We start from the raw sequence: 18,358 nt of genomic DNA on the forward strand, positions 1-18,358 counted from the left end.
CAAGGACCCGAAGCGGGCCCGGCCGGACGGCCGGGACGTCCCCCTGCGCCCGCTGCTGCGCGCCCCCGCCGGTGAGCGCCTCGACCTCGGCGCCTTCGACCCCGCCTCGACCCCCGGCGGCCCGGCCGGCAAGGCCGCGGGCCTCGACGCCTCCGCACGGCTGGCCGAGCCGCTCGCCTCCCTCCAGGAACGGCTGTACGCGGCGAGCACCGCCGGCGACCGCCGCCGCGTCCTGCTCGTCCTCCAGGGCATGGACACCAGCGGCAAGGGCGGCACGGTGAAGCACGTGATCGGCCTGCTCAACCCCTCCGGCTGCCGGATCAGGTCGTTCAAGGCGCCCACGCAGGAGGAGCAGGAGCACCCCTTCCTCTGGCGCATCAGGAAGGCCCTCCCCGTTCCGGGCGAGATCGGCATCTTCGACCGCTCGCACTACGAGGACGTCCTCATCGCACGCGTGCGCGAGCTGGTGTCGCGCAGTCAGCTGAACCGCCGCTACGCCCAGATCAACCGCTTCGAGCAGTCCCTCGCGGACGACGGCGTCACCCTGGTGAAGGTCTTCCTCCACATCAGCTACGAAGAGCAGCGCGAGCGGCTGCTGGAGCGGCTCGACAACCCCGACAAGCACTGGAAGTTCAGCCCGGTCGACATCGACGAGCGCGGTCTGTGGCCCGAGTACCAGCACGCGTACGAGCTGGCCCTGCAGCGCTGCTCCATCGGCGCCGCCCCCTGGTACGTCGTCCCCGCGGACCGGAAGTGGTACCGCAACTGGGCGATCAGCAAGCTGCTGCTGGAGCATCTGGAGGAGCTGGATCCGCGCTATCCCGCGGCCGGTTTCGACGTGGAGGAGAGCCGCGCCCGGCTGCTGCGGACCTGATGCCCGTCACACGGGCGGGCGATTCGTATGCCTGCCTCCGCGCCGCTGCGATCTGCTTGGCAGATGGTCATATATTTTGCGTCCGTGACCCTTTCTGTGCGCAATGTGGCGGTCGCGGCCGCCCTCAGTGCCGCTCTCTGCACCGCCCTCGCCGGCTGCGGAGGCGGCAGCGGGACCTCCGCGTCCGGCTCCGGCAACCAGGCCGCCCGTATGGGCACCCCCGGGGCGTCCGCCCCGCCGTCCTCCGGCGCGTCGGCCGCCGCGCCGCAGGCGGCCGGCTCCTCCCCGGCCGCCGCCCCGCCGCCGGCCAAGCCCCCGACCCTGGCGCCCGGGCCGAACGGCCTGACCCCCGTCTTCGATCGGGCGAAGCAGCAGAGCGACAAGACCGTCGCGCTGACCTTCGACGCCGACATGACCTCCGACCAGGGGCAGCGCGCCGCGGACGGGGAGCACTTCGACAACCCGCAGCTCATCTCGACCCTGCGCGCGCTCAAGGTGCCCTCGACGATCTTCATGACGGGCCGCTGGGCCGAGGAGTACCCCGACCAGGCGAAGGCGATCGGCACCGACCCGAACTTCGAGATCGCGAACCACTCGTACAGCCACCACGCCTTCAAGTCGCCCTGCTACGGGCTCCCCGCGCTCGACGCGGCCGCCGCCCGGGCCGACGTGGACCGGGCCTTCGCCGCCTTCCGTACGGCCGGCGCGGTCAACACGGTCCCGTACTTCCGCTTCCCCGGCGGCTGCTACGACGACCAGGCGCTGCGGGCCCTGTCCACGGCCAAGGTCACGGCCGTCCAGTGGGACGTGGTCAGCGGGGACGCCTTCGCCAAGGACCCGGACGCGGTGGCCGAGCAGGTGCTCACCGGGGTGAAGCCCGGCTCGGTGGTGGTCATGCACTGCACGCGCAGCGCGGCCCCCGTCACCGAGGAGGCCATCCACAAGATCGTCCCGGAGCTGCGCAAGCGCGGCTACCGGTTCGTGAAGGTCTCCGAGCTGATCGGGACGTAGGCGGGCGGGCGCGGCCTCAGCCGGAGCAGGCCGAGCGCTGCGCGTCCTGCCATTCGCACACCGGGCACAGCACCCGGCCCGGCGTCGCGACCCCGTACTCGGTGGGTTTCCCGCACTCCACGCAGTCCGCGTACGGCAGCCCGGCCACCCGCGCCGCCGGAGCCGCCGGGGCGGCGCAGTACGACTCGGAACCGGTCGGCGCGTCCACTTCGTCCATGCCCCCGAGCGTACTCAGCTCCGGCGCGCGCTGACGAGGCAGGCCACGGCTCCGGCACCGCAGGCCAGCGCCAGCGCCCCCGCGAAGGAGGCCACCGGCAGCGTCACGGCGTGCGCCCGGGAGCCCTCCACCAGCGCCGTCACCGCGCTGCGCGCCGGGGAGCCGGCGAGGCCCCAGGCCAGCAGGGAGCCCAGGGCGCCCGCCAGGACCGCGACCCCCGTCGGGCGCAGCACGGGCCGGCTGCACAGCGCCCCCACGGCCGCGCCGGTCAGCGCGCACGCCAGCGCCGCCAGCACCCCGGCCAGGGCGGCACCCTGCGGATCCACGCGTTCCGCGCGGCCGGAGTCGCCCATCAGCAGCACCGCCGCCGTGCCCGCGGCCCCGGCCAGCAGCGCCCCGCCCAGCGCGGTGAGCAGGGCCGCCGCGTGCACCCGTACGGGACCGGCCGCAGCGGCCGCGCAGTCGCGGGCGGCGGCGGGCTCGTTGGTCACGCAGACCCGGACCAGCCAGGCCGTGACCGGCACCAGCCCGGCGGCGGCGAAGCCCAGCGAGTCCAGGAGCGGATCGCCAGGCCGCACCCCTGCGGCCAGGAAGGCCGCGTACAGCAGGAGCGGGGCGATCCAGCGCTGGGAGCGCAGCAGCAGCGCGCACTGGTAGCGCAGCAACCCGGTCACGGAAGTTCCTCCACGGAGCGGATGTGCCAGGGCTCGGGCGAGGTGAGCAGTGCGCGCAGCACCGCGTCGGAGCGGGCGGCGGGCACCGTCAGCAGCAGTCCCCCGCCGGGTGCGGGCGCGCCGGCCAGCCCCGGCGGCGGCCCGGCGCCCGGCGGCCCGGCGGCCTCGATGCGTACGTACGGCCCCGCGGCGGCCGGCTCGCGTACGGGGACCAGCGCGGCCCCCTCGACCCGGTGGTGCGCGTCGGCCGCGCCCGCGAGCCGCGCCGGGTCGTGGTCGACGAAGACCACGGTGCCCCCGGCGGCGGTCCGCTCGGCGACGGCCCGGTCCAGCTCGGCGCGGGCGGGGGCGTCGAGCCCGGTCCAGGCCTCGTCGAGCACGAGCAGCCCGGGCTCGGCGAGCAGCGCCTGGGCGACGGCCACCTTCTGGCTGCTGCCTTTGGAGAGTTCGGCCAGCGGGGTGCGCGCGTACGCGGCCGCGCCGAACCGCTCCAGCCAGTGCGCCGCCCGGTCGGCCGCCCGGGCCCGCCCGAGGCCGTGCACTCGGCCCATGTGGGTCAGGTAGGCCGTCGCGGTGAGCGGCAGCGCGGCCGGGAAGCGCTCGGGCACGTAGGCCGTCCGGCGCGGGCGCCCGGTGATCCGCCCCTCGGACGGGGCGTCGATCCCCGCGACGATCCGCAGCAGGGTCGACTTGCCGCCGCCGTTGCGGCCTTCGACGCGGACGAGCGCGCCGGGCGGCAGCTCCAGGTCGACCCCGCGCAGCACCCAGGGCCGCCGCATTCCGTGGCGGCGGCCCACACGGTCGAGTTTCAGTGCGCGGCCGCCGTCTCGGTGACCTCGCTGGGGCGGACGATGACGAAGCCCTCGCCCCGCAGCATGAGCTGGACGGCCTCGCCGGAGCCGCCGCGGATCATCGAGCCGACCGACTGGGAGCGGTGCAGGACCGTCTCCAGCTTGGCGCTCCAGCCGACCACCGCGTCGGTGTCCACGTACACGGGGTTCTGCGCCGTGACCGGGATGACGATCGGGTGGCCGTCGCAGACCAGGGCGAGCTTGCCGGTGCCGGTGAAGAGGCTGTTGAAGAGGCCGCCGCCGGTCATGCCGGCGCCCTTCACCATCTTGATCTCGTAGGCGAGCGTCGGGTCGAAGCAGAGCACGTTGCGGCCGTTGACGGTCAGCGAGTCGCCCGGCTCGAAGTCGACGATGAAGCAGTTGGCGGCCTGGTGCGCGAACCAGGCCTCGCCCTGCCCGCGCACGGACATCAGCGCGAGCCCCTCGCCGGTGACGGCGCGCTTGAGCATGCCGCCTATGCCCTGGCCCTTGCGCTCGAACTGGAGGTTCCCCCGGAAGGCGACCATCGAGCCCTGGCGGGCGAGCATTTCACCGTTGACGGTGTACTTCACGGACTTGGCGTTCTGGAGGGTCATGCCCGGAGCGGCGGCCGGCTGGGCCAGGTTCTCGGACGCGAAAAGGTCGCTCTTCATGACCCCGATCCTCGCCCGGCCCTGGCCCCCTCGGCATCATCCTGAAGGCGGAGCCTGGCATCCTTGGCGGGATGAGCAGCCAGGACCAGAACCACACTTCAGACGTACCCGCGGTCGGGGCCGACAGCCCGTTCCGGCAGGAGCGCATCGCGCGCGACGAGGCGCCGCAGTTCGTGCTGCCGCTGGTCGTGCGGATCGAGAAGGCGCAGCCGCCCGCCCGCACGGACGCGCTGGAGACGGCCGCCCGGGCCGTGCTGGTCCTGCTGACCGACGAACGGGCGCAGGGCGAGGGCGAGTGGGCCGAGGCGGTCCGGGACTGGCAGGACGCGCGGATCCGGAAGGTCGTGCGGCGGGCGCGCGGGGCGGAGTGGCGCAAGGCCGGCACCCTGCCCGGTGTCACCGTGCACGGTGACACGGCGGAGGTACGGGTCTTCCCGCCGGTGCCGTTGGACGGCTGGCCCAAGGAGCTCGCGAAACTCCAGGTCTCGGGGACCGATCTGGACGATGCGGAGCCGGTCGCCGCGGCCGCGCCCGGCGTTCCGGTGCTGTGGCTCAACCCCGACCTGGAGATGTCCGCCGGCAAGGCGATGGCCCAGGCCGGGCACGCCGCGCAACTGGCCTGGTGGGAGCTGACCGGACCGGAGCGCACCGCCTGGCGGGATTCCGGTTTCCGGCTGGCCGTACGGACGGCCGCGCGCGAGCGGTGGGCCGGGCTGAGCGGGAGCGGGCTGCCCGTGGTCCGGGACGCCGGGTTCACGGAGATCGCGCCCGGTTCGGCGACGGTGGTCTCCGACCATCCGGCGCTGCGGGCCCGGCTCGCCGGGGGCGTGGCGCACTGACCCGCCCCCGGCGACGGCGGCGCCGGCCGGGAACCTCAAATGTTGCTCTGAACGTCCCTGTCCGCGGTTGGCCCGACTCCGTCGGGGCCATCACATCGGCACACGACCGATGAGAGGGGGCGAGGGGACATGAAGACCATGGCGCACCTGGGGGTGGGCATCGGATGGCGGCCGGAGATCGCTGACGCGGTGGAGCGGCTGCCGGGCCTGGACTGGGTCGAGGTGGTGGCCGAGAACATCTGCCCCGGCCACCTGCCCGCCCCGCTGCTGCGGCTGCGCGAGCGCGGGGTGCGCGTCGTGCCGCACGGGGTCTCGCTGGGCCTCGGCGGCGCCGACCGGCCCGACGCGGCGAAGCTGGCCGCCCTCGGGGAGCGGGCGCTCGCGCTGGGGGCGCCGCTCGTCACCGAGCACATCGCGTTCGTACGGACGGCCTCGCCGGCACTGGAGGCGGGGCACCTGCTGCCGGTGCAGCGGACGCGGGACGCCCTGGACGTGCTGTGCGAGAACGTCCGGATCGCGCAGGACGCGCTGCCGGTGCCGCTGGCCCTGGAGAACATCGCCGCGCTGATCTCTTGGCCCGGGGAGGAGCTGACGGAGGCGCAGTTCCTGACGGAGCTGGTGGAGCGGACGGGGGTGCGGCTGCTGATCGACGTCGCCAACCTCCACACGAACCGGGTGAACCGGGGCGAGGACCCGTTCGCCGTACTGGACGCGATCCCGCTGGAGGCGCTGGCGTACGTGCACGTCGCCGGGGGCGTGGAGCGGGATGGGGTGTGGCACGACACGCATGCGCATCCGGTGCCGCCGGTGGTGCTGGACATCCTCGCGGAGCTGCGCAAGCGGGTCTCCCCTCCCGGGGTGCTGCTGGAGCGCGACGACGATTTTCCGGCCGAGGCGGAGCTGGCCGGGGAACTCGCCGCCATCCGGGAGGTGGTGGGCCCCGCGGAGCAGTCCCCCACCCGCCCTTCTCCCGTTGCCCGGATCCTCCCCCCGGCGCCCCACCCGCCTGCGGGGCCGGACCGGCGGGCCCGGACGGGCATCGGGGTGGAGCAGGCCGCGCTGTTGTCGGCGCTCGTGGCGGGGACGCCCGTGCCCGAGGGGTTCGACCGGCAGCGCGTACGGGTGCAGTCGCGGGCGCTGGCCGCCAAGCGGGCCGGGGTCGTCGCGAAGCTGGCGCCCGAGCTGCCCGGGATCCTGGGCGGTGAGGCACCGTACCGCGAGGCCTTCCTCGCGTACGCCCGTAACCGGCCCATGACCGCCGGATACCGCAGGGACGCCCTCGACTTCGCCGAGCACCTGCTGATCCGGGACCTGCCCGCAGACCCCGCTGCCCGGCGCCGGCTCACCTCCTGGTGGCAGGACCGGGTCGGGTCACGGCCGCCGCGCCGGTTCGTGCGCTGGGCCCGCACGCTCGTGGGGCGTGCGGCATGAACGTTCTCGCTGTCGCGATCTGGGTCGCGGTCATCGTCTCCACCCTCCTGCTGTTCCTCGGCGTACGGCGCTCCCGGCCGCGGCCGGTCCGCCCGGCGCCGCGCCTGCACGACCTGTCCGAGGCCGCGTTCATGGCCGGCGGCCCCGGCGCGGTCGTCGACAGCGCGCTCGTCTCGCTCCTCGGCGACGGCCGGCTCGTGGTCGGCGGTCCGGGGATCGTGGCGCTGCGGACCGGGGCACGGGCCGCGGACATCGCCGAGCGGGCCGTGTTCGAAGCCCTGCGGCAGGCGCCGTCCGGCTGGCTCTACCAGGTGCGCTACGCCGCCATGCTCGACCCGGCCGTCCAGGAGACGGGCGACGCGCTCGCCGTACGCGGGCTGCTCGCCGTGCCCGGCACCGGGCGGCGGTGGCGGCGCTGGGGGCTGGCCCAGGTCGTGGTGTGCGCGGTGTGGATGGTGGCCTCGCTGCCCCTCACGTTCGTCGCGCTGGCCCTCCAGCCCGGCTCGCAGGTGCCGTTCGTCTTCAAGGTGCTCCCGGCGCTGCTCGGCGGGATCGTCATGGGATGCGTCCTCGCCGCCCGGGCCCGACAGCGGCTCACCCCGGCGGGGCGGGCCGCGCTGCGCGAGATCCGCACGCACTACATGAACGACCAGACCCCGCACGTGCAGACGGCCCTGTACGGGCTGCGGGGGCTGCGGGACCCGTACCTGCGGGGGCAGTTGGTTCCGGCCGTGCGCGGTACCCGGCTGGCGGCGGCCCAGGCGCGGAACGCGCGACGCGGCGCGCCGTCGTCCGCCTCGGCGTCCTCTTCCTCGTCCTCGTCTTCGTCCTCGGGTGTCTACTGCGGGTCTTCCGCCGAGGTCCTGCCCGTCGTATGGTGCGCGGGCAGTGACGGCGGCTCCTCCTCCGGCAGCTGCGGAAACAGCGGTTCCAGCTGCTCCGGGGGCGGTTCCAGCTGCTCCGGGGGCGGTTCCAGCTGCTCCAGTGGTTCGAGTTGTTCCAGCGGGTCCAGTTGCTCCAGCGGGTCCAGTTGCTCCAGTGGATCCAGTTGCTCCAGCAGCAGTTCGAGTTGCAGCAGTTCGTCCGGTTCGAGCTGCGGCAGCAGCAGTTCCTGACCGGGCACTTCTACACCTCGTGGGAATCGGCCATGTTCTGGGTCCTGCTCCTCCTGATGGCCTGGGCAGGGGTGCTCGCGTCGTGCACCCTCCTGCTGAGGGCCGCCGCCTCGGCCTCGGTGCCGGCGCCCGCGCCGCCCGACGGCAGTGCGGGCGCCGGCCGCGGCCCCGACGAACTGAACCTGTACGAGGCCGCCTACCTCGCCGGCGGCCCCCGACGGGTCGCCGAGCTCACGCTGCTGTCGATGCAGCGCGGGCGCCGGCTGCTACTGGCCCACACCGGCTGGGCGACCGTCGTCGACCCGGTGGGGCGGGACCCGCACGAGCGGTCCGTGCTCGGCGCCCTCGGGCCGGACGGGCAGGCTCCGGTGGCCGTCGTACGGAGCGCCGCGGCCCGGGACGAGGCCGTACGGGCCCTCGCGGACCGGCTCGACGCGGCGGGGCTCGCACTGCCCGCCGCCGCCCGCAGCGGTGTGGCCGGCGGGGTCCGGGCCGTGCGGCGGGCCGCCGGGCTGGTGGCCGCGCTGGCGGCGGCCGCGCTCTGCGTTCCGGCGGACGGGGCCACGGCGACCGTGATCCTGTGCTGGTTCGCACTGCCGCTGCTGCTCACACTGGGGTGCCTGGCCATCGCCCGCTTCGAGACGTACCCGTACTCCGCGTGGGCCTCCCCCGCCGGGCAGCGGCTGCTCGTGGCCCTGGACCGGGAGCGCGGCGAGGGGGACTCCCTCACGGCGGTGGCCCTGCGGGGCGTCGGCGTCCTGACGGATCCCGCCCTCCGGGCGGCATTGGCCTAGGCAACCGGGGGGATTGCGCCCGACACCGGGCGGCGGTCCTGTACAAGCAGCCCACTCAGAGCATCTGATCACTTCATCCGAAGAGATGAAGGCGGCCCATGATGCTGACTCCGCTCGCCCGCTGCGGGGTCGCCGCGGCGGTCCTCTGCCTCAGCCTGTGCATCCCGACCCCGCATGCCCACGCGCGCGCCCCCGGCCCGGACACCGCCGGCCGCGGGGCCGGCGCGGCAAGGGAGGCCGCCGCGAACGCGGGCGCGGAACTCGTCGCGACCCGGGCCGCCGAGGCGGCCCGGGGCACCGGTGGGCTCGTCTTCCGGGCCTGCCCGGCCGCCGAGGAGCTGCCCCCGCCCGTGCGGTGCGCGACCCTGGCGGTTCCGCTCGATTACGCGCGGCCCGACGGGCCCCGGATCTCGCTCACCGTCAGCCGGGTCGCCGCGACCCGGCGCGGCGGCGCGGTGCGGCAGGGCGCGCTCGTCTACAACCCGGGCGGCCCCGGCGCCTCCGGGACGTTCTTCCCGCTCCTCTCCGGGCTCCCCGAGTGGGAGCGCGTCGGCGCCGCCTACGACCTCGTCGGCTACGCCCCGCGCGGAGTCGGCCGCTCCGCCCCGCTGTCCTGCGAGGACCCCGCCGGCCGTGCGAAGGGCCCGACCCAGGTCCCGGCGGAGCCCTCGGCCGCGTACAAACAGCAGCGCGTCGCCGCCGCCCGTGCCTACGCCCGCGGCTGCGCGCAGCGGGCCGGCGCGGCCCTCCCGTACTACACGACCCTCGACAACGTCCGCGACCTGCACGTGCTGCGCGCCGCGCTCGGGGAGGAGAAGCTGACCTTCCTCGGCGCCTCGTACGGCACCTACCTGGGCGCCGTCTACGCCACCCTCCACCCCGCCCACGTCCGCCGGATGGTCCTGGACTCCGCCGTGAACCCCGATCCGCGCCGCATCTGGTACGTCAACAACCTCGACCAGGCCCCGGGGTTCGAGAGGCGCTGGTACGACTTCCGCGCCTGGGCCGCCCGGCACCACGCCACGTACCGGCTCGGCGCCACCCCGGAGGCGGTGCAGGCGAGCTACGAGCGCGTACGGGACGCGGTGGCGCGCACCCCGGCGGGCGAAACGGTCGGGACCGGCGAGCTCCAGGCCGCCTTCCTCCAGGCGGCGTACTACGACGACGTCTGGCCGGAGCGGGCGGCCGCGCTCAGCTCCTTCCTGGCCGGCGATCCCGGCCCGCTGGCCGAACAGGCCGGCCCGGACCCGGAGTCGGCGGCCGCGCGGGAGAACGCGCGGGCGGTGTACACGGCGGTGCTGTGCAATGACGCCGCCTGGCCCGCGCAGTGGGAGACCTGGGACCGCGACACCACCGAACTGGCTCGCCGGGCTCCCTTCGAGGCCTGGGCCAACGCCTTCCTGAACCTGCCGTGCGCGTACTGGCCCGTCCACGAGCGGCAGCAGCCGGTGGCGGTGGGCGAGCAGCCGGTCCCGGCCGGCGCGCAGCGGGCCGCGCTCCCCCGCACGCTGATCGTCGCGGCGGAGCGGGACGGGGCCACCCCGTACCCGGGTGCGCTGGAGCTTCAGCGGCGGCTCGGCGCCCGGGCCGCGCTGGTCACGGAAGAGGGGGCCGGCGCCCACGGAGTGGTCGGCGGACGCAATGACTGCGTGGACCGGCACGTGGAGCGGTACTTGCTTACGGGTGACACCTCAGGGTGGCGTGTCACGTGTGCGCCGCATCCGGAGCCCGCACCGGTGTCGCTGGACGACCGGGCAGCGCGAGGACCCGGGAAGGTACCCAGGGCTCTGCTGCCGCCAGTCGTCTGAACTTCCGGGCGGGATCTCCGGCTGCGTCGTTTCGGGGGTCAGGCCGTCATCCGGACCAGCCTCCCGATCCACCGGAGCACGCTCCCCAGTCAAGAGAGCGGTCTTCCGGTTCCTTCCCCCCAGGGGAGGTCTCAGGCGAGCCCGGCCACCAGATCGGCGACGGACTTGCGGCGTCCGGTGTAGAAGGGGACTTCTTCACGGACGTGCATACGGGCCTCGGAGGCGCGCAGGTGGCGCATGAGGTCGACGATGCGGTACAGCTCGTCGGCCTCGAAGGCCAGCATCCACTCGTAGTCGCCCAGCGAGAAGGACGCGACGGTGTTGGCCCGGACGTCAGGGTAGCCGCGGGCCATCTTGCCGTGGTCCGCGAGCATGCGGCGGCGGTCCTCGTCGGGCAGCAGGTACCAGTCGTACGAGCGCACGAACGGGTAGACGCTGACGTAGTCGCGCGCCACCTCGTCGGCCAGGAAGGCCGGGATGTGCGACTTGTTGAACTCGGCCGGGCGGTGCAGGGCCATGTTCGACCACACCGGCTCCAGCGCGCGGCCGAGCTTGGTGCGGCGGAACAGGTTGTACGCAGTCTGCAGCTCGTCCGAGGTCTCGGCGTGCCACCAGATCATGACGTCCGCGTCGGCGCGCAGGCCGGAGACGTCATAGGTGCCGCGGACGGTGATGTCCTTGGCGGCCAGCTGGTCGAACAGCTCCTGGACCTCGTCGGCGTAGCCGGTGCGGTCCTCGGGCAGGACGTCCTTCAGCTTGAAGACGGACCACAGGGTGTAGCGGATGACCTCGTTGAGGTCCTTCGCCTTCTTCCCCGCGTTGGGAATCTTCTCTGGTGCAGTCATGTGTCCATTGTCCCGTGTGCTGATCAGTGGTCTGTGCCAGGGGTGCCCTACGCGGGGAACGCGGCCTTCACCACGTCGGCGGCCCTGCCGGCGCTCGCGATGCACGCCGGGATGCCCACGCCGTCGTACAGCGCGCCGCACACGGCGAGGCCGGGCAGCGCCGCGACGGCGGTGCGGATCCGGTCCACGTGCGCGAGGTGGCCGACCGGGTACTGCGGCAGCCCGCCGTCCCAGCGGGTGACGGTGGAGGCGACCGGCCGGGCCGCGAGGCCCACGGCCTCGCCGAGGTCGCGCAGCGAGACGTCGACCAGCTCGGAGTCCTCGCGCCCCAGATCGCCCTCGTCGCCGTACCGGCCGACCGAGGTGCGCAGCAGGAACAGCTCGGGATCGGCGCCGGCCCAGGCCCACTTGTTGCTGGAGAAGGTGGAGGCCTTGATGGTCCGTCCGTCGACGGGCGGTACGAGGAATCCGCTGGCGCCGCCCCCGGTGATCGCGGCGGGCAGCTCGGAACGCCGGAAGGCCATCGTCACCAGGGCCATGGAGGCGTACTCGACGGTCCGCAGCTCGGCGGCCGCGGCTGGCGCGAGCCCGTCCAGCAGGCGGGCGGCGGGCCCGGCGGGGACGGCCAGGACCACGGCGTCGGCTTCGAAGGCCTCCGCGTCGGTGACGACCCTCCAGCCTCCGGCCGTACGGAGGAGCTCGCGCACCGGGGTACCGGTGCTGATCCTCGCCCCGGCCGCCCGGCAGGCTTCGGCCACGGCCTGCGGGAGCCGTCCGATGCCGCCGTCGATGCCGGCGAAGACGGGGCGCCCGGCCTGCTGGGGCTGCTGTGCGGCCGCCCGCTGCTGGAGTTCGCGTACGCCCTCGCCCAGCGAGGCGTGGGTACGGGCGGCCTCGAAGAGTTGCGGGACCGCGGCGCGCATGGAGATGCGGTAGGCGTTGCCGGCGTAGACCCCGCCCAGGAGGGGCTCCACCAGGCGGTCGACGACCTCGTGGCCGAGGCGGGCGGCCACGTACTCGCCGACGGCGACGTCCTCGCCGATCTCGGCGGGCGGCAGTTGGCGTTCGGCTTCGATGCGGGCCAGGCCCTCGGCGGAGAGCACCCCGGAGGCCGCGAGCGGGGCCAGGTCGCCGGGGACGCCCATGACGTGGCCGCGCGGCATGGGCCGCAGCGCCCCGCGGGTCCACAGGTGGGCGGTGGCGGTGGCGGGCGGCTGGAGGGCTTCGGCGAGGCCCACGGCCCGGGCCAGCTCCAGGGCTTCGGGGCGGCGGGCGAGCACGGATTCGGCGCCGAGGTCGACGGGGGCGCCCGCGAGCTCGCCGGCGAGCAGCTTGCCGCCGAGGCGCGGCCCGGCCTCCAGGAGCGTGACGCGCAGGCCGTCGGCGAGCAGCCGGTGGGCCGCGGCGAGGCCGGCGATCCCGCCGCCGATGACGACGGCGTGGCGGGGCGGGGCCCCTGCCGCCGTGTCGTCCGTACGCATGTCCGCTCCGTGCATGGACACATCGTCTCAGACCGTTCGGCGGACGATCACCGAGGCCGGACCGTGACCGCATCGGGACCGGCCCGGGACCGCCGCGGCGAAACCCGCGGCGGCACCCTGTACGTCACACCGGCGTACGCCACAACGGCGACATCAGCCGACCCTCGGGGGGACCACCGATGCGAACCGTCCGCAGCAGCAGAGGCACCGCTGTACGGCACCGCGGCGCGGCCGTTCTGGCCGGCCTGTCCCTGGCCGGGGCGCTCGCGCTCACCGGGTGCGGGGCCGGCGGCCAGGACGCGGCGGGCCCGGCCTCCGCCGACAAGGCCGCCGTCCGAGCCCCGGAGGGCGCGGCCCAGGGCAAGCCGGGGGCTGCGGCCGCTCCCCCGGCCGCCGCCGGGTCCGCGGGCTCCGATGCGCCCAAGAACGGGCAGCAGCCGGCCGCCGTACGCCCGCACGTGATCCGTACGGCCACGCTCGCCCTGGAGGCGGCGGACGCGCAGAAGGCCCTGGCGGCGGCCCGTACGGCGGCCGAGGGCGCGGGCGGGTACGTGGGCAACGAGACGACCGGACGCGGCGAGGACGGCCGGATGACCTCGACGCTGACCCTGCGCGTGCCGGGCGAACGCTTCGACGCCGTGCTCGGTGCCATGGAGGGCAGCGGCCGGCTGCGCAGCCGCAAGGTCGAGGCGCAGGACGTGACCGAGAAGGTCGCGGACGTCGACAGCCGGGTGAAATCGCAGCAGGCCAGCGTGGCCCGGGTGCGGGACATGATGGACAAGGCCACGGCGCTCGCCGACGTGGTGATGCTGGAGAGCGAGCTGAGCAAGCGCCAGTCGGACCTGGAGTCGCTGCTCGCACAGCAGACGGCGCTGAAGGACCAGACCTCGATGGGCACGATCACGATGGAGGTCTCGGAACCGGCCCCGGAGCCGGCGGAGAAGAAGGACGGGGAGCCCTCCTTCACGGACGCCCTGCGCGGCGGGTGGGACGTCTTCACGGCGATCGTGCGCTACCTGGCCCTGGCGGTCGCCGCGGTGGCGCCGTTCGCGGTGACGGCCGCGCTGGTGCTGCTGGGCCGGCGCGCGTACCGGCGGCTGCGCCCGGCGAAGCCGAAGACGGGCCTGACGCCGACGAGGGTCCCGGCGGCCCGGCCCGCCGACTCGACGGAAACGGCGGAGGCCTCCGACTGAACTCGGGTTCCGCCCGTAGCGTGTTCCCACGAGACTGCGGGACGCGCGGAGTGCGGAGAACGGGGCGGACGATGGCGACGGAACGACTGGTGGTGGTCGGCGGGGACGCGGCGGGGATGTCCGCCGCGTCACAGGCCCGGCGGCTCAAGGGCCCGGCGGAGCTGGAGATCACGGCCTTCGAGCGCGGACACTTCACCTCGTACTCCGCGTGCGGGATCCCGTACTGGATCGGCGGCCAGGTCCCCGGCCGGGACGACCTGATCGCCCGCACGCCCGAGGAGCACCGCGCCCGGGACATCGACCTGCGCATGCGCACGGAGGTGGTGGAGCTCGACCTCGCCGGGGGCCGCGTCCGTACCCGCGACCTGGATTCCGGGTCCGAGGCCTGGACGGGCTACGACAAGCTCGTCCTGGCCACGGGCGCCCGGCCGGTCCGGCCCCGGCTGCCGGGGATCGGCGCGCACGGGGTGCACGGCGTCCAGACCCTGGACGACGGCCAGCGGCTGATGGACACGCTGGAGCGGACGGAGGGTACGGAGGGCCGCAGGGCGGTCGTCGTCGGCGCCGGCTACATCGGCGTGGAGATGGCGGAGGCGCTCGTCGCGCGCGGGTACGAGGTCACCGTCCTGCACCGCGGACCGCAGCCGATGGCCACGCTGGACCCGGACATGGGCGCCCTGGTGCACTCCGCGATGAACCGCATGGGGATCCGGACGGTGTCGGGCGCCGAGGTGACGAAGGTCCTCACGGACGATCACGGCGCGGTCCGCGCGGTGGCCACGGCGGCGGGGGACGAGTACCCGGCGGACGTGGTCGTGCTCGGCATCGGCGTGGAGCCCCGTACGGCGCTGGCCCGCGCGGCGGGGCTGCCGCTCGGCGAGTCGGGCGGCATCCTGACGGACCTGTCGATGCGGGTCAGGGGCCACGAGAACATCTGGTCGGGCGGTGACTGCGTGGAGGTCCTGGACCTGGTGGCGGGCCGCATGCGGCACATCCCGCTGGGCACGCACGCCAACAAGCACGGCCAGGTCATCGGTTCGGGCGTGGGCGGCGGCTACGCCACGTTCCCGGGAGTGGTCGGCACGGCGGTGAGCAAGGTCTGCGACCTGGAGATCGCCCGTACGGGCCTGCGCGAGCGCGACGCCCTGTCGGCCGGGCTGCGCTTCGTGACGGCGACGATCAACTCCACGACGACGGCGGGCTACTACCCGACGGCCGCGGACATGACGGTCAAGATGCTCGCGGAACTCCGCACGGGCCGGCTGCTGGGCGTCCAGATCGTCGGCGGCGCGGGCTCCGCGAAGCGGGTGGACATCGCGGCGGTGGCCTTGACCGCCGGTATGACGGTGGACCAGGTCGTATCCCTGGACCTGGGCTACGCCCCGCCCTTCTCCCCGGTCTGGGACCCGGTCCTGGTGGCCGCCCGCAAGGCCGTCTCGGCGGTGCGCGCGGCGGGGTAGGGGCCCGGGCCGCCGCGGTGCCGCGTGGACGAGGAGGTTCTCGGGGTGGTGCCCGCCGCGCGGCTCGATACGCGCGCCACACGAGGCGTCAGGCCCCGTCGACGTGCTCTCCGTCGGATGTGCGAAACGTCGGTCCGTGCCCTGTCACGCGGGGCACGGTACCGACGTTCGCGATCTTGTCGAGCCGGTCCGGGTCAGCGGGCCGTCTTCGTGTGGACGTAGTCGACCAGGCGGGTCAGGGCGTCCGGGGGGGTGGTGGGGAGGACGCCGTGGCCGAGGTTGAAGACGTGGCCCTCCAGGCCGGAGGCCGCCGCGAGGACCTCGTCCGTCTTCGTCCGCACCGCCTCCTCCGTGGAGAAGAGCACTGCCGGGTCCAGGTTGCCCTGGAGCGCCTTGCCGGGGCCGACCCGGCGGGCGGCCTCGTCGAGCGCGACGCGGTAGTCGACGCCCACGACGTCCGCGCCGGCCTCGCCCATCAGGCCGAGCAGCTCGCCCGTGCCCACGCCGAAGTGGATGCGCGGGACCCCGTACGAGGCGACGGACTCCAGGACCTTCGCCGACGCCGGCATCACCGAGCGGCGGTAGTCCGCCGGGGCCAGCGCGCCGACCCAGGAGTCGAAGAGCTGCACCGCGGAGGCGCCGGCCTCGATCTGGACCTTCAGGAAGGCGGAGGTGATCTCAGCGAGGCGGTCCAGCAGGTCGGCCCAGAGCTCCGGGTCGCCGTACATCAGGGCCTTGGTGTGCTCGTGGTTCTTCGACGGGCCGCCCTCGACCAGGTAGCTCGCGAGAGTGAAAGGCGCACCCGCGAAACCGATCAACGGCGTGGAGCCGAGTTCACCCGTGAGCATGCCGATCGCCTCGGTGACGTACGAGACGTCCTCCGGGGTGAGGTCGCGCAGCTGTGCGAGGTCCTCGCGGCGGCGGATCGGCTGGGCGACGACCGGGCCGATGCCCGGCTTGATGTCCAGGTCGACGCCGATGGCCTTGAGCGGGACCACGATGTCGGAGAAGAAGATCGCCGCGTCGACGTTGTGGCGGCGGACCGGCTGGAGCGTGATCTCCGTGACCAGGTCGGGCCGCATGCACGACTCCAGCATCTGGGTCCCCTCGCGCACCTTGCGGTACTCGGGGAGCGAGCGCCCGGCCTGCCGCATGAACCACACCGGGGTGTGCGGCACCGGCTCCCGCCGGCACGCCTTCAGGAAGGCGGAATCGTACGTCTGACTCGGCTGGCCCGTGGGGCGGTCGTTGGCGCTCACGCCGCAAATCTTCGCACGTATGAAGAAGTGCCCGGCCCGGTGCGGGTGTCCCTGCGCCGCAGGGACGCTCGTTCCGCCTAGTCTTCCCCGCATGGCTGCGGCTCAGGGACGATTTTCAGATGGCGCTGACGGTGTGGACAGCGCGAAGGAGAGCTCCGTCCCGCTCCCGTTCCGACACGCGGTCGACGGCTTGAAGAGGGCGCGCCTGCGTCCGGGGATCGAGATCGAACCCACCAGACCGCCCCAGCGCCTGGCCCCCCACGCCTACGCCCTGGAGGCCGCGGTCGTCGACGGCGAGGACGATCTGGCCGACGGCCGGCTCATCCTGCTCCACGACCCGTCCGGGCACGACGCCTGGCACGGGACCTTCCGCCTGGTGACGCTCGTACGCGCCGAGCTGGAGCCCGAGATGGCCGCCGACCCGCTCCTGCCCGAGGTGTGCTGGTCCTGGCTGACGGGGGCCCTGGAGGCGCGCGGCCTGGCCTACGGGGAGGCGAGCGGGACCGTGACGATGGCGAGCTCCCACTACTTCGGCGGGCTCTCGGAGCGGCGGCCGGCCACCCAGATCGAGATCAGGGCCTCGTGGACGCCGCGCGAGGGCGTCGGCGGGGTCCCGGACACCCCGGCGCACCTGTCGGCGTGGTGCGAGCTGCTCTGCCAGATCGCGGGGCTGCCGCCGGTCGGGCCGACGGACTCGGGGACGGGCGTGGTGTCCCTGCCACAGCGGCGCGGTCCGCACCACCCGTAGCCGTGCCCCCGTCCGGCGGCACGCGGGCGGTCACCGTCCGCGGGGGCGGCCGAAGCGCCGCGGACTCCGGAGCCGTCACGGACGCCGAATGCGCTGCGCCCCGTAGAACGGCCGATCGAGCATCGGCGGCCCGGTGTCGGAACCGGGCACCCGTTGTGGGCTTCTGATCACCCGATGATCGATCGTGCGTCCGAATTGCCCGAATTGTTACTCACCAAATCGTGATCATTCCCTAAAGCCGGGCGGGTGACGTGCCGAAGGAGTCAGTGACCATCCGCACGGTTCGCACCGGCTTCCTTCCCCGAGCCGGCCGTCCCGCCACTCCCCCAGGAGGCCTAGGTGTCCGTTCTTCTCGAGCAGCCCGCAAGCCTGGTCGCCTACCGCCCGAACAAGCCGACGGCCATGGTCGTCGTGGCCGACCCGCGCGTGCGTTCCACCGTGACCCGCCATCTGTGGGCCCTCGGAGTACGTGACGTGATCGAGGCGTCGTCCATCGCGGAGGCCCGCCCCCGCGTCGGCAGCCCGCGCGACATCTGCGTGGCCGACGTACACCTGCCCGACGGTTCCGGTCTCACCCTGCTCTCCGAGACGCGGGCCGCCGGCTGGCCGAACGGCCTGGCCCTGTCCGCCGCCGACGACATCGGCGCCGTGCGCAACGCCCTCGCGGGCGGCGTGAAGGGCTACGTCGTCACCGGCACGCGGACCAACATCGGGCTCCCCACCCGGCCCGGCGCCGCCCCCATCGGTGCCGCCGCCGCCCGTATGCACCGCCGCCCCCCGGGTGCCCCGAGCCACCCGGGCGGCTACCGCGAGCTCTCCGGCCGCGAGGTCGAGGTCCTGCGCCTCGTCGCGGAGGGCCAGTCCAACAAGGCCATCGGCGTCTCGATGGGCCTGTCCGCCCTGACCGTCAAGTCCCACCTCGCCCGGATCGCCCGCAAGCTGGGCACCGGGGACCGCGCGGGGATGGTCGCCGTCGCCCTGCGGACCGGGATCATCCACTGACAGCCGCCCGGCGGACCCCGGGGAAACTCCCGGGGAAGCCGGGGAAACACCCGAGCCCGCGCCCCGCGCCCGTCGACGGAACGTTCCGGCGACGGGTGCGCCGTATCCACGGATACCCTTGAGC

At 74.4% G+C, this 18,358-nt stretch carries 18 protein-coding genes; 11 read left to right on the forward strand and 7 right to left on the reverse strand.

Annotated features, from left to right (window positions below; all coding sequences use genetic code 11):
* The first annotated feature begins 43 nt into the window (after nt 1-43).
* The gene (locus ACIBAD_RS13575) at nt 44-874 is read left to right on the forward strand and encodes a PPK2 family polyphosphate kinase (RefSeq protein WP_398906895.1); all 831 of its coding nucleotides are present in this window, start codon (nt 44-46) and stop codon (nt 872-874) included.
* An 84-nt stretch (nt 875-958) separates the two neighbouring features.
* A complete protein-coding gene (locus ACIBAD_RS13580; protein ID WP_398906525.1) occupies nt 959-1,885 on the forward strand; it encodes a polysaccharide deacetylase family protein in 927 nt (308 codons plus the stop codon).
* Between the two features lie 16 nt (nt 1,886-1,901).
* On the opposite strand, the gene ACIBAD_RS13585 is transcribed toward ACIBAD_RS13580, so the two are convergent.
* The 4 genes from ACIBAD_RS13585 to ACIBAD_RS13600 are packed head-to-tail and all read right to left on the reverse strand — an operon-like array spanning nt 1,902 to nt 4,259.
* Nucleotides 1,902-2,102 carry a hypothetical protein gene (locus ACIBAD_RS13585; protein WP_398906527.1) on the reverse strand — a complete coding sequence of 67 codons (201 nt, stop codon included), beginning with the start codon at nt 2,100-2,102 and terminating at the stop codon, nt 1,902-1,904.
* 14 nt (nt 2,103-2,116) lie between these two features.
* Nucleotides 2,117-2,776 carry an ABC transporter gene (locus tag ACIBAD_RS13590; RefSeq protein ID WP_134070306.1) on the reverse strand — a complete coding sequence of 220 codons (660 nt, stop codon included), beginning with the start codon at nt 2,774-2,776 and terminating at the stop codon, nt 2,117-2,119.
* The gene (locus ACIBAD_RS13595; protein WP_398906897.1) at nt 2,773-3,588 is read right to left on the reverse strand and encodes an ATP-binding cassette domain-containing protein; all 816 of its coding nucleotides are present in this window, start codon (nt 3,586-3,588) and stop codon (nt 2,773-2,775) included. The genes ACIBAD_RS13590 and ACIBAD_RS13595 overlap by 4 nt, the downstream gene beginning before the upstream one ends.
* Nucleotides 3,585-4,259, reverse strand: a complete 675-nt coding sequence (locus ACIBAD_RS13600) for an AIM24 family protein (protein WP_398906530.1) — start codon at nt 4,257-4,259, stop codon at nt 3,585-3,587. The genes ACIBAD_RS13595 and ACIBAD_RS13600 overlap by 4 nt, the downstream gene beginning before the upstream one ends.
* A 71-nt stretch (nt 4,260-4,330) precedes the next feature.
* Here ACIBAD_RS13600 and ACIBAD_RS13605 point away from each other — a divergent pair, with 71 nt between their 5' ends.
* The 5 genes from ACIBAD_RS13605 to ACIBAD_RS13625 all read left to right on the forward strand — a co-directional run bounded on the left by ACIBAD_RS13605 (nt 4,331) and on the right by ACIBAD_RS13625 (nt 10,246).
* Nucleotides 4,331-5,098: an aminoacyl-tRNA hydrolase gene (locus tag ACIBAD_RS13605; RefSeq protein ID WP_398906533.1), complete on the forward strand. Its 768-nt coding sequence runs from the start codon at nt 4,331-4,333 to the stop codon at nt 5,096-5,098.
* 129 nt (nt 5,099-5,227) lie between these two features.
* A complete protein-coding gene (locus tag ACIBAD_RS13610; RefSeq protein WP_398906535.1) occupies nt 5,228-6,529 on the forward strand; it encodes a DUF692 domain-containing protein in 1,302 nt (433 codons plus the stop codon).
* Nucleotides 6,526-7,644 carry a TIGR04222 domain-containing membrane protein gene (locus ACIBAD_RS13615; protein ID WP_398906537.1) on the forward strand — a complete coding sequence of 373 codons (1,119 nt, stop codon included), beginning with the start codon at nt 6,526-6,528 and terminating at the stop codon, nt 7,642-7,644. Before ACIBAD_RS13610 ends, ACIBAD_RS13615 begins: the two co-directional genes overlap by 4 nt.
* A gap of 32 nt (nt 7,645-7,676) precedes the next feature.
* Entirely contained in the window at nt 7,677-8,438 is a 762-nt protein-coding gene (locus ACIBAD_RS13620; protein WP_398906899.1) for a TIGR04222 domain-containing membrane protein, read from the forward strand.
* A 98-nt stretch (nt 8,439-8,536) separates the two neighbouring features.
* Entirely contained in the window at nt 8,537-10,246 is a 1,710-nt protein-coding gene (locus ACIBAD_RS13625) for an alpha/beta fold hydrolase (RefSeq protein ID WP_398906539.1), read from the forward strand.
* A gap of 131 nt (nt 10,247-10,377) precedes the next feature.
* Here the strand turns inward: ACIBAD_RS13625 and hemQ are convergent, their stop codons facing one another.
* Both hemQ and hemG read right to left on the reverse strand, forming a co-directional pair.
* Entirely contained in the window at nt 10,378-11,091 is a 714-nt protein-coding gene (hemQ, locus tag ACIBAD_RS13630) for a hydrogen peroxide-dependent heme synthase (protein ID WP_030154553.1), read from the reverse strand.
* Between the two features lie 47 nt (nt 11,092-11,138).
* Complete coding sequence (hemG, locus tag ACIBAD_RS13635; RefSeq protein WP_398906542.1) at nt 11,139-12,572, reverse strand: protoporphyrinogen oxidase; 1,434 nt, start codon at nt 12,570-12,572, stop codon at nt 11,139-11,141.
* Between the two features lie 179 nt (nt 12,573-12,751).
* Here hemG and ACIBAD_RS13640 point away from each other — a divergent pair, with 179 nt between their 5' ends.
* Together ACIBAD_RS13640 and ACIBAD_RS13645 are read left to right on the forward strand one after the other, a co-directional pair.
* Nucleotides 12,752-13,765, forward strand: coding sequence for a DUF4349 domain-containing protein (locus ACIBAD_RS13640; RefSeq protein ID WP_398906544.1), 1,014 nt, complete (start codon nt 12,752-12,754; stop codon nt 13,763-13,765).
* A 71-nt stretch (nt 13,766-13,836) separates the two neighbouring features.
* Complete coding sequence (locus ACIBAD_RS13645; RefSeq protein WP_398906546.1) at nt 13,837-15,225, forward strand: FAD-dependent oxidoreductase; 1,389 nt, start codon at nt 13,837-13,839, stop codon at nt 15,223-15,225.
* A gap of 194 nt (nt 15,226-15,419) precedes the next feature.
* On the opposite strand, the gene hemE is transcribed toward ACIBAD_RS13645, so the two are convergent.
* Nucleotides 15,420-16,484 carry a uroporphyrinogen decarboxylase gene (gene hemE, locus ACIBAD_RS13650; protein WP_134070316.1) on the reverse strand — a complete coding sequence of 355 codons (1,065 nt, stop codon included), beginning with the start codon at nt 16,482-16,484 and terminating at the stop codon, nt 15,420-15,422.
* A gap of 91 nt (nt 16,485-16,575) precedes the next feature.
* Here hemE and ACIBAD_RS13655 point away from each other — a divergent pair, with 91 nt between their 5' ends.
* Both ACIBAD_RS13655 and ACIBAD_RS13660 read left to right on the forward strand, forming a co-directional pair.
* The gene (locus ACIBAD_RS13655) at nt 16,576-17,232 is read left to right on the forward strand and encodes a DUF3000 domain-containing protein (RefSeq protein ID WP_134070318.1); all 657 of its coding nucleotides are present in this window, start codon (nt 16,576-16,578) and stop codon (nt 17,230-17,232) included.
* 339 nt (nt 17,233-17,571) lie between these two features.
* Entirely contained in the window at nt 17,572-18,234 is a 663-nt protein-coding gene (locus ACIBAD_RS13660) for a response regulator transcription factor (RefSeq protein WP_007267191.1), read from the forward strand.
* Nucleotides 18,235-18,358: the final 124 nt, after the last annotated feature.

Origin of the sequence: Streptomyces sp. NPDC051109 (genome assembly GCF_044455885.1) — a bacterium.
In the GTDB taxonomy this organism is placed as follows: Bacteria; Actinomycetota; Actinomycetes; order Streptomycetales; family Streptomycetaceae; genus Streptomyces.

Excerpts from the sequence above, each read along its gene's own strand:
- ACIBAD_RS13585 (WP_398906527.1), bottom strand. The coding sequence starts at position 2,102 with ATGGACGAAGTGGACGCGCCGACCGGTTCCGAGTCGTACTGCGCCGCC.
- ACIBAD_RS13600 (WP_398906530.1), bottom strand. The coding sequence starts at position 4,259 with ATGAAGAGCGACCTTTTCGCGTCCGAGAACCTGGCCCAGCCGGCCGCC.
- ACIBAD_RS13605 (WP_398906533.1), top strand. The coding sequence starts at position 4,331 with ATGAGCAGCCAGGACCAGAACCACACTTCAGACGTACCCGCGGTCGGG.
- ACIBAD_RS13610 (WP_398906535.1), top strand. The coding sequence starts at position 5,228 with ATGAAGACCATGGCGCACCTGGGGGTGGGCATCGGATGGCGGCCGGAG.
- ACIBAD_RS13615 (WP_398906537.1), top strand. The coding sequence starts at position 6,526 with ATGAACGTTCTCGCTGTCGCGATCTGGGTCGCGGTCATCGTCTCCACC.
- ACIBAD_RS13620 (WP_398906899.1), top strand. The coding sequence starts at position 7,677 with ATGTTCTGGGTCCTGCTCCTCCTGATGGCCTGGGCAGGGGTGCTCGCG.
- ACIBAD_RS13625 (WP_398906539.1), top strand. The coding sequence starts at position 8,537 with ATGATGCTGACTCCGCTCGCCCGCTGCGGGGTCGCCGCGGCGGTCCTC.
- hemQ (WP_030154553.1), bottom strand. The coding sequence starts at position 11,091 with ATGACTGCACCAGAGAAGATTCCCAACGCGGGGAAGAAGGCGAAGGAC.
- hemG (WP_398906542.1), bottom strand. The coding sequence starts at position 12,572 with ATGCGTACGGACGACACGGCGGCAGGGGCCCCGCCCCGCCACGCCGTC.
- ACIBAD_RS13640 (WP_398906544.1), top strand. The coding sequence starts at position 12,752 with ATGCGAACCGTCCGCAGCAGCAGAGGCACCGCTGTACGGCACCGCGGC.
- ACIBAD_RS13645 (WP_398906546.1), top strand. The coding sequence starts at position 13,837 with ATGGCGACGGAACGACTGGTGGTGGTCGGCGGGGACGCGGCGGGGATG.
- ACIBAD_RS13655 (WP_134070318.1), top strand. The coding sequence starts at position 16,576 with ATGGCTGCGGCTCAGGGACGATTTTCAGATGGCGCTGACGGTGTGGAC.